We start from the raw sequence: 13,902 nt of genomic DNA on the forward strand, positions 1-13,902 counted from the left end.
CCAAAAATGAATCCCTGGATCGAAGCCGCACGCCCGAGAACACTTCCTCTTGCCTTGTCTTGTATTTTAATGGGCTGCTTCCTGGCCGCTGCTTCGGGACAATTCAGCTGGACGGTGGCGGGTTTGAGCGTGCTGACGACCATTCTTCTGCAAGTACTTTCCAACTTTGCCAACGACTACGGCGATGCCGTGAATGGCAAAGACACCGAGCTACGTGAAGGGCCGCGCAGGGCAGTGCATTCGGGGCACATTACGGCAGAGAAAATGCTGCGTGCGATTATCATTTTCTCGGTGCTCGCATTGATTTCGGGCGTTGCCTTACTTACGATCGCGCTGAAAGGAGCACCTGCCAACACTTTCTGGGTGTTTCTGGGCATCGGCATTGCGTGCATTATCGCGGCCATTACCTACACGGCGGGCAAGCGGCCGTACGGCTACGTCGGCTTTGGCGACCTTTCTGTGCTGATCTTTTTCGGCTGGGTGGGCGTGCTCGGCAGCAACTTCCTACACACGCACGTGTGGGACTGGGGCCTGTTGCTTCCTGCAACTAGCTGCGGCCTATTCGCAGTAGGCGTGCTGAATATCAACAATATCCGTGACATCGACTCCGACCGGGCTACCGGCAAAAACTCCATCCCCGTCCGCATTGGCCGCGAAAAAGCCATCGTGTACCACTGGTGCATTCTGCTGATCGGTATGCTATGCGTAACGGTTTACAGCGCCCAGCACTTTTCGAGCTACGCCAGTCTGATTTTCTTTCTCAGCTTCCCACTTTTCGTCAAAAACGGTCTCGCAATCTCACGCCTCACCAAAGCCAGCGAACTCGACCCTTACCTGAAACAAATGGCGCTCTCGACGCTGCTTTTTGTGATTTTGTTCGGGATCGGGATTGTGATCTGAGGATGACTGGAGGCCAGATAACGAATCTATCTTTTCCGAAAGCTAAATGCGTTTATATTCCCCGTAGTCATTGCTTCACAAAAAAGTTAAGTGGTGAAAGACTACAACAATCAACTTCCGCAGATTAAACGAAAGAATGGAATTTCATCATCACTCTGACATTCCTGCAATCCTTCGAAGTACACGCGATCGCCAAGATCTCTGGCACCGATGATGACTAACCTTGTACATTAACTCGATCGCGGTAAAGTTTCGTCCGTTGTCAGCTATCAGTTCAAACATAATATCTGTTTGATATAACCCGTCGCTTCCACTGTTGTTTATGTCTTCAAAAAAATCCTGACTTTCTAAGGAAATTTCGTTATCGAACAAATCTTCAGGCCCATTCAACCAAGCAGTGTATCCTACTCGAATAATTGAATTATTGATTACGACAACCTGCGAATCCCATTTTGCCTTCTCTCCTAAAATGTCTGATTGATAACGGGTAAAAACTTCATCGAATTCTTCGATCCTAGTAGGAATTGACTTTTTGAAGCGCCAAACAACATTAGATAAAATTTCCATAATCTGTTCATATCAAGTTTACATAGCCTTATCAGCGAACTATTGATATAAACTTAATTGAGAAGCAGGATTCAGTCACAGGCAATATGCGCCTAACTTATCTTACGACTATACGCGATTTATTCTGCGGCAAGCTGCTAATTTGCCGTACCTGAGAAGGAAGTGAACAAGTTGATAGTTCAATTTAGCCGATGTGCAGTAGACTGCTATTTTACGAACGGCTTAATTGCATTACCCAACAGGCTATAACCTTTATCATTCGGATGCAGGCCGTCGGAGAACAGGGTTTCGTCGATTTTTCCGTCGGGTTTCAGGAATACTTTTCCCGGGTCGAGGAAAGTTACATTTGCTTCGCCGGTGATCTGTGACAATCTTTGGTTCAATGCTGCCACGCGCTGTTCCTGCTGGCGGCGGGGGTAAATGCCCATCATGACGAGCTGCGCCTGTGGCTGCCGGTTTTGGATAGCCGCAATCAACATTTTCCAGCCTTCGGCTATTTCATCGTCACTGTTGAGGCCGAGGTTATTTGTGCCGATATTCACGAACACTTGTTTCGCTTTGAAACCGTCCAGTTCGCCGTGGTAAATGCGCCAAAGTACATTCTCGATGCGATCCCAGCCGTAACCCATATTCACCGAATTTTTTCCGAAAGTGCTGTTCCAGGAAGATTCGCCTACGGCACGCGGCCCTTTCGGCAAGCCGCCCCAGAAGTGCGTGATCGAGTTGCCTATTACCACGGTGGACGGCGCGTTTTTGCGATTCAGGTCCAGCACTTCGGAATGTCGTTTTTCCCAATCATAATTGTGCAACTCGCGCATTTGAGTTACCGGACGGGTTGTTGAAAATTCGCCTGACGGCTCATGAAGCACCTTCCTTAAATGCTTTTCATAGCCATCGGCCATTTGCAGCATTCCGAGATCAGTAGGATGCGTGCCATCCACGGTCGACTCGTAGGTTTGGTCAAAATCTGCTTTTGGAATGATGTAAATGTTTTGAAAACCCTGCGATTTCAGTGCGGCGAATGCGTCTTTCAATACCTCATTTACCTCCACATAATAATGCTTGCTCTGGGCGTTGATGGCCTCATCGGTATACCCCGCATGCTCAGCGAGCACGATCGGTACATCGGGGCGCTTCCGGCGCAATGCCGTAACGGTATTGATCACGCGCTTTTTAATCTCCTCCGTAGTCAGTCCCAGTTTTGAATCGGGACGAATGGTGAGATTAGGCAGGCAGTCCAGCACATACACTTTCGCATCGATCTCCCCTACCAGGTCCACCACCTCGGTTTCCAGCCTGCCATTTCCCGAAAAGCCGAGATTAATGAGCGGCCGGTCCATTTTTCGACCTAATATGGATGTCCAGGCCATCCCCGGCCGCGACGCACACGCGCCCTGCGCGATGGAAGTACCGTAAATCACGATCGGTTTTTCCGGCCTAACGGGCAGGGGCACAAACTCGGTGCCTGCTGCCGTGCCCACTTCCAGCCATTTCACGCTGTTGTAAAGCGGCAAAAAGAGGCGGTATTCTCTCCCATGTTTGTGGTAATTATCGTTCGGAGCGAGGTTGCGGAAATCGTAGGTAATGGTATCCCCAAATGCATATTTACCCGCACACCAGAGCCATTCCCCATCGCTGCTTACTGCATAAAGGTCCACGCCGCTCACGCCTGTGGCGGGCATATGCGGGAGCGCGTGTTTACCGCCAATCGCATACCGGATCTTAATATCAGGGGAATTGGACCGGAACCGGATCATCAGCCCGGCAGACTGGTTGGACAAATTCCACACCACATCCCGAACCTGCTTTTCAGCCCGTGCCGGAAGGCGGTCATACGGATTTTTCAATTCCTTCGGCCACGCTTGCCCTTCCACGACCGGAAATGCAGAGGACTGCGGGTTCCACCATGTGTATTGGCTACTTTGAGCAAAAACCTGGACACTCAGGAACAGGATCAGGCAAAAACTGAAAATGGATCTGGAAAGCATAAAATGAGAACGGACACCCTTGTATCGCTACAAAAGTGCCCGTTTGGCCATTTCTCCCGTTTTGGAAGGATATTATTTCACGATCACGCCATCGGCTATAAACGTCAGCTCTTCCTTCGGCTCGGTGATTTTGGCTATTTCCTCTTTGCTCTGTCCCGCATCCTGGGCGTAATGCCTCAGATGCTCCACCGGCACCATTGATTTCTTGGCCTCTCCTTCGAAAACCACCGTTTTTCCGGCAATGTCTTTCGGAACAAAAAAGCCATAATCCTTAAACATCACACGCATCGTCTCGCCATTATTGAGGTTAACTTTCATCCAGCAGCCTTTCACCTGGCAAACCGATTCCACAGTCCCGGTCACTTTGGCCGGCATTTCATTCTTCCCCTCCATCTTAGCCGGAAGCGCCGTCGCCGCAATCGCCTTTTTCTCGTCGATCTGCTTGCCAAAGTTGCCTTGCGCCTTCGCGAAAGAGATGGTGAGAATAAGCAGGAGTACTGGAAGTATCTTTTTCATAGTCACAATGTTTTAAGTGCGTTATGTATTCGTTTGCTTAAAGTTAACACCTCTCTCCCGACAATCAAAACCACTCATTCCAACACTTCGACCCAACCTTTGCAGTGATTACCCTGCGGTGTGTCGACTACGTAAAGGTAGGTGCCGTTGGCGATGTCTTTGCCCCAGTTGTTCTTGTAGTCGGTGGATTTGAAGATTGATTTGCCCCAGCGGTTGAAGATTTCCAGCGAGGAGGAGGCTACCGGCACGATGAAGAAATCGTTTTTGCCGTCGCCATTCGGCGTGATCACGTTGCTGAGTGTGAATGCAGGCTCGGCGCTGATCTTTTTGGAGGCCGTCAGTGAGCAGCCGGCCGCGTTGTAGGCCGTGAGCGTGATCGTATATTCGCCCGGAATTTCATAAATGTAGTTTTTCACTTCCGGGTCCGACACCGGGTTGCCCGTGCCCATGTTCCATTCGTAACGGTGCGCTCTGCCATGTTTGCTGGTCAGCGAGTAGGAAAATGGCTCGTTACAGGCGCCGCCCGATTGCACCACATCGAAGTCCGGCGCGTAGGACTGGTCCACATTCACCGTAATTTCGCGCAGCGGGCGACAGCCGTCTTCATAAAGCCCTTCGATCACGTAGGTGGTCGTTTGCGTGGGTTTTACGGTTACCGACCTGCCTATTGTTTCTGGCAAGCCCGTCGTGGCGTGCCATTTATATTGCGGGGCATTGCCGGAGATGGTCAGCGTGACAGTCGCGCCCAGGCATACCTCCGTGTCGGGCATATCCACGAAATCCGTCTTTTTACCAACGTTAATTTTAACTTTCTCGGTCACCTTGCAACCCACTGCATTGCTGATTTCAACGGAATATTCGGTCGATTCTTTGACGGTGGCCACAGGCGTAGCAATATTCGCATTATCGAGGCCGGTTGCCGGAGACCATTTGTATTGCGTGCCTCCGCTTGCGCCCAGTTTGATGGCTGAATTTTCACAGACCGTTGTATCACCTGTCACAGTCGTCACGAGCGTTTCGACGACGATCTTCTTCTGCGCAACATCCATTCGCTTGCAGCTCAGCCGGTTATAGGCAGTAAGTGTTACCGTATACTCTCCCGGTTTGGCAAATGTATATTCCGATTGCTCCCCGTCGCGGGAAATCGTGTTGCCATTCACCTCCCAGATGTAATCGACACCGCCCTCGCTGGTGTTCATAAATGTAAGTTCCAGCGGCGCGCAGCCTTTCAAAACATCCTTCGTTTGCCCTGCATAAACATCGAAATCAGCTTTCAAACGGTCGATATCAATCTTGAATGCGGCATTATTGCAATTCTCGCTGTTGTTGGTTTCCGACCACGCTTCGGGCGTCGTGGGAAAATGGCTGCCTCCGCATGCGCAGGTTGCGTGGTAAATCATCCCGTTTTTATCGAACCGGCTCGTTCCGCCGTCAACGTGGTCGCCTTGCAGGCGCTGGTCGCGGGCCAGGCTTCCGAAAAACGTCGCGTACAGCAGCGACTTCGCACCTTGTTCGAGAATGGCGATGTAAAAGTTATTGCCATTCGTGGTAGGCTGCATGGCGTCCTCGGTAACGGGCAGCGCCGTGGTGCTGCTCGCAGGATTGTTGGCCGTGCTGGTGTTGACATTTCCACCCCAGCCCGCCAGGTAAATATTGCCGCATTCGCTCACGAGAAAGGCCGTAGGCGAAATATCCGGCGTGCCCCGGCCGGAGCCGATGATGGTCGAGAATATGCTTTGGGTCAATGAGGCATTCAATGCATGCACAAACTGGCCGCTTTTGGCATTCTGATAAACACCCTGGCTCACGGGATAGCTCCCCATCGTTAGCCCGTACACGTACACCTGATTGGCCTGATCCGTATCGAGCAGGTAAGCGCCATCCTCCTTGTCGGTGCCCAGGTATGTGAGCGCCGACAGCTGATCATTGGCAAAACGGGCTACAAATCCATCTTCGGTGCCTTTCAACGCCGTCTGGTAGGCGCCCGGTTTAGTCTGCAAATTGCCGCTTTGAGTAATCCCGGCAACATACACTTCGCCGCTGGCAGTCACTTTCAACGAATATGCAGCGTCCCATTTTTCGCCGCCCAGATAAGTTGACCATAACAGCTGGTCCAGCCCCGCCGACAACTTGAAAACGACTCCATCCTGGTCGCCAGCCAGCTTGTTTTGGGCTGGATTTTTAAGCGGAAAATTCATCGAATTTGTGGATGAGGCCACATATACATTGTCATTCTTGTCAATCCCGATTTCGCCACGGAAACTATCCCCGTAGTTCCGTATCGTCACATTGTCGGTTATGCTGACGCCGTCGTTGCCGCTTCCGCCAATGAATGTCGAGCCGGTGAGCTGACTGCCTGCTGCATTCAATTTCGACACAAACAAATCACCGCCGTTGGCAAGTCTTAGTCCTGAAATGGGCTCAATATTGCTTCCGCCGCCAAATGTCTGTTGAAATGCATTGGTGCGGGCAGGGAAATCTTTTGAAGAAGTTGTGCCCAATATCAGCAGCTCTTTCCGGCTGTTGACGATGAGGCTTGTGGGAAGGTCGGTATTGTCACCGCCCAGGAAAGTTGCGTAGAGCAGGTCGGTGCCGCTGGGATTGAATTTCAGGATAGAAACATCAACCAATCCCTCAAATCTGACCTGAAATGCACCGGTTGTGGCCGGGAAGTCGGTTCCGAACACGGTGCCGCCGGAGTAGAGGTTGCCCTCGTCGTCGTAGGTCGCGGTATGGCCCCAGTTATCCGACGACGCGCCCGAGTAAGTAGAGAAAATCAGTTCCGGGTCAATGGTCAGTGGCAATGTTTTGTCATAACCGTCCGGTAATTCGAAATGCGCCGTATGATCGGCGGACAGCCGGAATGCCGATGCTACGTCCTTCGTGCGCGCATCGGCCGACTGAAAGGAATAAGGCTGCGCCTCCCGGATGTCCCCCACCGAAGTCTTGATCACAATCTGCCCCGATTCATTCAATGTCACCGCATCGGCGCCTTTGTACTGGAAGCGAATCCGGGAAGCATCCGCGCCTGGCCCGACGATGAATTCGTATTTAAGTTTCGCCTGGTTCAGGTAAATGCGCAGGTCGATGTCCGGATAAATGTCCTCGTAAATCACCTCCTCAAAGCCCCTCGCTCCGTCAGCCCAGGTAGTCTCATCTTTCCCGAGAAAATAGTTGTACGATGCCTTACTCTGATTAACCGTCTTGCAATGGGCAGTTGGCGACGCATTGAGGAAAGAAACTTCCACCCCATGCGCACGAACGCCCGGCGCGCTCATGTCCGCACGTGCGGCAGGTCCACCGCCGTTCCCGTTGGCGTGCAAAGAGGAAACCTTGTCGGCATCATAAAGTACGTAAAGCAATGAATGCTGTTTCAAAAAGAGGAAACCACCGGGAATAGCGGCCCGAAAACGGATGTCCGGGTCCCATTGGCCTTTGTTCTCGATGAAGTAGGCCGAAGCAGCCTGTGAATGCTCGGCTGCGCGGACGAGGATCAGAAACGATATAAGGAGAAGCCGTAGAGTTTTCTGCATATTCCGCGCGGCAGGTTTTTTCTATTTGAACGCAGAAACCGAGATGATATTTTTACAAAAATCGTATTCCTGCTGCACATTTGAACCCAGCAAAACGAGCTGATTCTGTGTATTCTTCATTACGTGATCCAGGTACCAATTGATGCCTTGCACATCCAGATTTGTCGTTGGCTCATCCAGAAAAACCACCGGCACATCCGACAAGAATGCCAGCCCGAGCTTCACGCGCTGCTTCATTCCCGACGAAAAATGGCGGATGATCTTGTTGCTGGCATGCGGCAACTGGATAAAATCCTCGAAATCCTTTGCGGAAATGCCATTTTTAAAGGGCTTGAATTTGCTGTGAAAGTCGATCTGCTCCCGCAATGTGAATTCCTCGATCAATTCAAGGTAAGGTGCCGCAATGACGATGTGCTTGTACCAATGGTCGGTTTCGACCTCTTTACCATTGCTGGCAGTGTAGGTAATTTTGCCCTCGGAAACCGGGATCATGCCCGTCAGCAGTTGCAGCAACGTCGATTTTCCGCTTCCGTTTGGCCCTACAAAAACATATTGCTCACCCGCTGCAAGCTCAAAACTTGCATTGCGCACAATCCACTCCTTAATGAACTTCTTTCCTATTTTCTCGACTGAAATCTGCACTTGGTCCCTTGTGATGTATCCTGGTTTGCCCGCTTACCGGGCGAAAATGTCCTTCTGCTAATTATTACGGTCCGACTTCCGGTCTTCGATCGTCAGCTTCACCAACTCGATGCGTGTGTCCTGCACGGAAACGATCTGGAACGAGTAAGGCGGCATTTCAACAACCTCGTTTTCGTCTGGCAAATCGCCGTAGAAATGAATGAGCATACCGGCAATCGTGTCATAATCGCCTTCCGGAAGCTCCCAGCCGTATTTATCGTTCAGGTAGTCGAGCTCGTGGCGTGCGCTGAGCATGTAGGTATGTTCGTCGAGCTGGCGTTCTGTCCAGTCTTCGGTGGTGTCGTATTCATCCTGAATTTCTCCGAAAATCTGCTCCACCACGTCTTCCACGCTCACCAGTCCGGAAGTTCCGCCAAATTCGTCGACTACCAATGCAATACTCCGCCGTTCTTCGAGAAAACGGAGCATGAGGTCGCGCGCAGGCATCGCTTCCGGCACGATCAGGATCGGCGTGATGATGCTGCTGATGTCCTTCGGCTTTTTAAACAGCGACAATGCGTGGCAATAGCCCAGCACTTCGTCCACCGATTCTTTGTGCACGATGATTTTGGAATGCCCGCTGGTAAGAAATGCCGTCCGCAGGTCCTCGATGGTCGCATTGACATTCACCGCTGAAATTTCCATGCGCGGGATCATGCAATCCCTGATCCTCAAATCTTTGAAATCCAGCGCATTGATAAACATACGCTCTTCGATGCTATGGTCGTCGAAATCGGGATCATCGGCTGAAATGATATCGTCGCGCAAGGAGGGCGACAAGATATTTTCCTTCACAAACGGCTCGATCACCCAGTAGAGCGGCGTCATCAGCCACTCACCGAAACGGACCGGGAACGCTTTCAGATCGAGCACTTTCGGAAAGCTGCGGCCGATTTTGACCCAGCTCGAATAGCTGACCATCCACAAAACGGCCAGTGCAGCGAACAATGCGACGATGAGCAGCCAGTTTTGTGTGCCGGTGCTGAGCTCGAATAATGGAAATATTGTGATAACCCCCATAAAACACCCCAAGGCAACGGCCAGGAGGCGGATCATACGCAGGATGCGACGCCAGTAGAGCGTTTGCTCCACCTGCTCGCTTTTCTCGTGCCGGAGCGAATAACGGTCGATCCACACATCCAGCAGCACCGACCGCACCGCGCCATAATAGCCCGCCAGCAGGAAGAACACGATCGTGGTAACGAGGAAAATGAGGTTCATCGCTTCGGTTTTTTAACAGGTTTGGGCTTCCGGTCGGGCCTGGGTTCACCGGCCTGCTTGGCTAGGGTAGCAGCCCTGAGTCGGCTGAATTGGAATAGTAAAAAACAAATGACGCACAACAATAGCAACCAGTAGCTTTCGAAAAGCCCGGCGCGCCGGAATTCGAGTACCCACAAGGCGAGAAAGCCGAAAGCGAGGGCCAGGAAAATCGTCCGGATCAGTTTGGAATTCATTAATGAAGGATATGCTTAAACATGCAGGGTATCAGCCCTGTTTTTTCAATGATTTTCAAAGATACCACAGATTGCGCCAAAACGGTCATCCATGCATTAATCTTCGTTTCAACGCATAATAAACCATACATAACTCGGTCATTTCACCCTAAAATAGCTAACTTGCAGGGATTGCCGTACAATTCAGGGCCGACACTTGAATTGTAAAATTAATTCTTGAAAAAATATCCTTTATTACTATGAGCGAAACGACAAAACGCTTTGCACCCGGTGTTGTAACCGGCGATGGAGTTAGTGAAATTTTCCGCCACGCCAACGAAAACAACTACGCCCTTCCGGCCGTGAACGTGGTAGGAACCAATTCAGTGAATGCGGTCCTGGAAACAGCCAAAGCGGTTAACAGCCCTGTTATTGTTCAATTTTCGAATGGCGGAGCTATATTTTATGCAGGTAAAAGCCTTTCTAACGCCAACCAGCAGGCGGCTATCGCCGGCGGTATCTCCGGTGCACAGCACGTACACCAGATGGCGGCATTGTACGAAGTACCTGTAATCCTTCACACAGATCACTGCGCGAAAAAGTTGCTTCCGTGGATCGACGGTTTGCTGGAAGCAGGCGAGCGTCATTTCGATCAGTACGGCAAGCCATTGTACAGCTCGCATATGCTCGACCTTTCGGAAGAGCCTTTGGAAGAAAACATCGAAACCTGCGCTAAATATTTCGAGCGTATGGCGAAAATCGGCATGACCCTCGAAATCGAATTGGGCGTGACCGGTGGCGAAGAAGACGGTGTGGATAACACAGATGTGGACAGCTCGAAACTGTACACGCAGCCTGAGGAAGTGGCATACGCTTACGAAGAACTTTCAAAAATCTCCCCTAACTTCACCATTGCAGCTGCATTCGGTAATGTTCACGGGGTATACAAGCCAGGTAATGTGAAGTTGGAGCCGAAAATCCTCCGCAACTCACAAGACTATATCAAGCAGAAATTCGGCACCGGCGACCTGCCTGTTAACTTCGTATTCCACGGAGGATCAGGCTCATCCCGCGAAGAGATCCGCGAAGCGATCGAGTACGGCGCGATCAAAATGAACATCGACACCGACATGCAATGGTCGACCTGGGAAGGTGTTCTCAACTACTACAAAGCAAAAGAAGGCTACCTGCAAGCCCAGCTCGGCAACCCCGAAGGCGCAGATTCGCCCAACAAAAAATACTACGACCCACGCGTATGGCTACGCAAAGGCGAAGAGAGCATGATCGCTCGCTTGAAAGTGGCGTTTGAAGATTTGAACTGCATTAACCAATTGGGATAATCGGTTCCGGATTTTGAAGAAAAAGCAACCTGAAAGGGTTGCTTTTTTTGTGGCCGTTGGCTGAAACATCAGCGGATCAATGTCAGCGAACCCATGATTTCGGGACTGTTTTCGGTCAGCCTGATTTTGTACGCGTACACGCCGGGCATTTGCAACGCGCCCGCCACTGTCCCGTCGAATGCATTCTGATAACCTTCGGAATGGAAGATCACCTCGCCCCAGCGATTGTAAATGGTTACCCGGCATTTGGGATAACCTTCAATGCCTTTCAACTCCCACGTTTCGTTGATCCCGTCCTGGTTCGGCGTGAATGCGTCGGGGATGAAGATGTTTTCGGTGATCTTTACTTGAACTTCGCCCCTGGCCACACAGCCGGATGCATTCGTGGCCGCTATCAGGTAAGTAATGCTTCGGGAGGGAGTCGAAACGGGATCGGCGTATGTGACATCGTTCAGAAAATCGGGCGGCATCCACCGGTAGGCCACATCCAGCGAATCTTTCACGCCGATATGAATAGGCTTGTCGCGTGAAGCATACAGAATTTCCACCAGATCCAGCGCCGGGGCCCGACTTACCGTGACCTCACGTTTCGCAACGGCATTCGGGCAGGCCTCCGAGCCCTCGATGATATATTGGATTTCATGCGTTCCCTCACCCGCAGCTTTCGGATCAAAGGTGTTGCCCGTCACGCCCGCCCCCGCAAATGTTCCGCCGGGCGGTGCAGCATGCAGTTCAATTGGCAATGTCGTATCACAAATGGGCGGAATGCTATCCATTTCAGCGCCTGATGACACGACGCTAACGCGGACTGTTTCAGATTCGAAGGAATCCGGGCATCCGTTTATTTTAGTGGTTAGAAGCCGATATTCGCCCTCTTCTGAAACGGTCACGCTTTGCGCATTGGCGCCCCAAATCGTTTTGCCGTCTTTGGTCCATTGGAATTCGGGTTGCGGGTTGGAGAAGGTTTGTTTGGAAGTTAAGATCGCTTGTGAACCTTCGCAGATGGTGAGGGTTTGGATGGCCGTGGTGTCTTTGTAAAGGTTTTTGTCCAGAGTTTGCATTTCGTTGCAGTCGAGAACCACCAGCGTGTAGTAAAAGCTTACAGAACCAATTTTTTGCCCATTTCGGTATTCTTCGACTGAAATACCTACAAAGTACTGGCCTGCTTCACCAGCTCTAACCGTCATCAGGCCGGTATTCTCGTTGATGGTCAGTCCCGGGTTTCCGTGAACCTGATCGCGCTCGGAATAACCATTTGCCCATGTTAGATCGTAAAAGTGGACTATATCTTCCGAAATAGTCCTTTCGGAACTTACCGCGTAGGGCTTGGAAAGTTTGTATTTAAGAATGTCACCATCGCTGTCCGCTGCCGCGAAATAAATGTCCGCAAGATCATCCCTGCACACAAAAAAGGTCTTAATATTTCCAATAGTCGGACTTGAATTCCGCACAACAGCGCCATTCCCCGTCATTGGGGGAATGATCGTTGTCACCCATTCTTGCGAACCGGGCGAGTTAAGAAAATTGCGGTCCTTTCCATCCCGGGTTCCTACTGAATGCCATGCCACGATAAAGCCGTTATCCGAACGTAAACTGGCTAACTGCGGTACTTGTATCGTTTTTTCGTAGATATTGACTAACACATGGCGCTGGCCCTCAAAATCTTCCCAGGGGCCTGTTCCGGCACAAGCAAGTGTATCCTGCTCCACTTCCCGCGACGATATTTTGTCCAGGTAAAAAAGACCGAAATACTGCCACTGCCTGCTGGTTTCCCAATGTTTGTCGTTCTTGAAAAGGTAAATGTATTGCAGCGGCTGCCCCAGCTCTGCGCTTGTTGCATCAAGATACAGCGTCAATCTTATCTTGAATTTATCATTTGCACCCGGCACTGTCTGCCATTCAAGATGGCTTCCCATCACCGAAAGGCAGAACGCCTGATGGCTGCAACAAAGCAATGCGATGATTAGAAACAGTCTGACCATTCCCGACAGGTTAAATTAGAAGCGGCTGCCGCATCCGACAATCCACTCCCATTTTACCAATCCGCAACTCGCAAATGAAATCCAATGTGCAACGGGCTGATTTCAATTAGCAAGGATTACATCCGGCATTTTCGCATCGGCCGGGAAAACCGTTTATTCATTTGCTACTAACCCGCGGATAAAGGGAGTCCACTTGCCTGCAAGGCGCCGGATATCTTGGCGTCATGAATATCCCGAGCCCGGAATGCCCCATTCAGCGATTTTACTTTCTTGATACATTGCGCGGAATCGCGTCCTTTTCCGTTCTTATCTGGCATTATCAACATTTCTATTTCGACAATACCGAGCGGAAAGCGGATTTTGACAGAGCCGTCCAACCTGCCTACGGCATTTTAAAACCTTGTATGATTATGGAATAACTAGCCGTTTACCTGTTCTTCATTTTGTCGGGGTTCATCTTTTTCTCTATGTATGCCCACGACATTGCACGCCGGACGGTGTCGTTAAAAACCTTTGTTTGGAACCGGTTTTCGAGACTCTACCCGTTACATCTCGCGACGCTGCTACTCACTTGTGCATTGCAATTTGTGCATTACCGGCTTTTTCGAGCCTACTTCGTATATAGTTATAACAACCTGAAACACTTTGCGTTGCAGCTGGGATTTATTTCATATTGGGGTTTCAGGATGGGCATTCTTTCAACGGCCCTGTCTGGTCGGTGTCGGTGGAGGTTTTGTTATACGGCATATTCTTTGCCTTTTGCCGCTTTGTACCGTTAAAGCCAGGGTTCCTGCTGCTCATGAGTCTGCTAGGGCTAGCTATCGGCGGCGTTCATGCCGGTGCGGGCCTTTTCTGCTTTTTTATCGGCGGGGTATTGTATTGGCTTCTGGAATACCAGCGTCGGAGGCCGCGATCGGTTTTCAGGGATATATGGCTTCCCGGCCTGGCAGTTGTGACGGCTG

The 13,902-nt window shown here is 50.8% G+C and carries 10 protein-coding genes; 2 read left to right on the top strand and 8 right to left on the bottom strand.

Translation table 11 applies throughout. The annotated features are described in order from the left end of the window. Positions 1–6: 6 nt before the first annotated feature. The gene (locus DFER_RS13245) at positions 7–900 is read left to right on the top strand and encodes a 1,4-dihydroxy-2-naphthoate polyprenyltransferase (protein ID WP_015812148.1); all 894 of its coding nucleotides are present in this window, start codon (positions 7–9) and stop codon (positions 898–900) included. Positions 901–1,050: 150 nt separating this feature from the next. Here the strand turns inward: DFER_RS13245 and DFER_RS13250 are convergent, their stop codons facing one another. The 7 genes from DFER_RS13250 to DFER_RS13280 form a co-directional block, all read right to left on the bottom strand. Next, complete coding sequence (locus tag DFER_RS13250; protein ID WP_041735077.1) at positions 1,051–1,467, bottom strand: hypothetical protein; 417 nt, start codon at positions 1,465–1,467, stop codon at positions 1,051–1,053. Positions 1,468–1,673: 206 nt separating this feature from the next. After that, complete coding sequence (locus DFER_RS13255) at positions 1,674–3,455, bottom strand: SGNH/GDSL hydrolase family protein (protein ID WP_015812149.1); 1,782 nt, start codon at positions 3,453–3,455, stop codon at positions 1,674–1,676. A gap of 72 nt (positions 3,456–3,527) precedes the next feature. After that, entirely contained in the window at positions 3,528–3,971 is a 444-nt protein-coding gene (locus DFER_RS13260) for a DUF4920 domain-containing protein (RefSeq protein WP_015812150.1), read from the bottom strand. A gap of 74 nt (positions 3,972–4,045) precedes the next feature. Further along, positions 4,046–7,504 carry a DUF7948 domain-containing protein gene (locus DFER_RS13265; protein WP_015812151.1) on the bottom strand — a complete coding sequence of 1,153 codons (3,459 nt, stop codon included), beginning with the start codon at positions 7,502–7,504 and terminating at the stop codon, positions 4,046–4,048. Between the two features lie 21 nt (positions 7,505–7,525). Beyond that, positions 7,526–8,146, bottom strand: a complete 621-nt coding sequence (locus DFER_RS13270) for an ABC transporter ATP-binding protein (RefSeq protein WP_015812152.1) — start codon at positions 8,144–8,146, stop codon at positions 7,526–7,528. Between the two features lie 57 nt (positions 8,147–8,203). Continuing rightward, a complete protein-coding gene (locus DFER_RS13275; RefSeq protein WP_015812153.1) occupies positions 8,204–9,406 on the bottom strand; it encodes a hemolysin family protein in 1,203 nt (400 codons plus the stop codon). Then, a complete protein-coding gene (locus DFER_RS13280; protein WP_015812154.1) occupies positions 9,403–9,639 on the bottom strand; it encodes a hypothetical protein in 237 nt (78 codons plus the stop codon). The genes DFER_RS13275 and DFER_RS13280 overlap by 4 nt, the downstream gene beginning before the upstream one ends. 239 nt (positions 9,640–9,878) lie before the next feature. Here DFER_RS13280 and fbaA point away from each other — a divergent pair, with 239 nt between their 5' ends. Then, positions 9,879–10,958 carry a class II fructose-bisphosphate aldolase gene (fbaA, locus tag DFER_RS13285; RefSeq protein ID WP_015812155.1) on the top strand — a complete coding sequence of 360 codons (1,080 nt, stop codon included), beginning with the start codon at positions 9,879–9,881 and terminating at the stop codon, positions 10,956–10,958. A gap of 68 nt (positions 10,959–11,026) precedes the next feature. Here fbaA and DFER_RS13290 read toward each other — a convergent pair whose 3' ends face one another. Next, entirely contained in the window at positions 11,027–12,940 is a 1,914-nt protein-coding gene (locus DFER_RS13290; protein ID WP_015812156.1) for a T9SS type B sorting domain-containing protein, read from the bottom strand. Positions 12,941–13,902 lie beyond the last annotated feature (962 nt).

Source organism: Dyadobacter fermentans DSM 18053, from assembly GCF_000023125.1.
Taxonomy (GTDB): Bacteria; Bacteroidota; Bacteroidia; order Cytophagales; family Spirosomataceae; genus Dyadobacter; species Dyadobacter fermentans.

Coding starts and splice junctions, on each gene's coding strand:
- DFER_RS13245 (WP_015812148.1), top strand. CDS start 7: ATGAATCCCTGGATCGAAGCCGCACGCCCGAGAACACTTCCTCTTGCC.
- DFER_RS13250 (WP_041735077.1), bottom strand. CDS start 1,467: ATGGAAATTTTATCTAATGTTGTTTGGCGCTTCAAAAAGTCAATTCCT.
- DFER_RS13255 (WP_015812149.1), bottom strand. CDS start 3,455: ATGCTTTCCAGATCCATTTTCAGTTTTTGCCTGATCCTGTTCCTGAGT.
- DFER_RS13260 (WP_015812150.1), bottom strand. CDS start 3,971: ATGAAAAAGATACTTCCAGTACTCCTGCTTATTCTCACCATCTCTTTC.
- DFER_RS13265 (WP_015812151.1), bottom strand. CDS start 7,504: ATGCAGAAAACTCTACGGCTTCTCCTTATATCGTTTCTGATCCTCGTC.
- DFER_RS13275 (WP_015812153.1), bottom strand. CDS start 9,406: ATGAACCTCATTTTCCTCGTTACCACGATCGTGTTCTTCCTGCTGGCG.
- DFER_RS13280 (WP_015812154.1), bottom strand. CDS start 9,639: ATGAATTCCAAACTGATCCGGACGATTTTCCTGGCCCTCGCTTTCGGC.
- fbaA (WP_015812155.1), top strand. CDS start 9,879: ATGAGCGAAACGACAAAACGCTTTGCACCCGGTGTTGTAACCGGCGAT.
- DFER_RS13290 (WP_015812156.1), bottom strand. CDS start 12,940: ATGGTCAGACTGTTTCTAATCATCGCATTGCTTTGTTGCAGCCATCAG.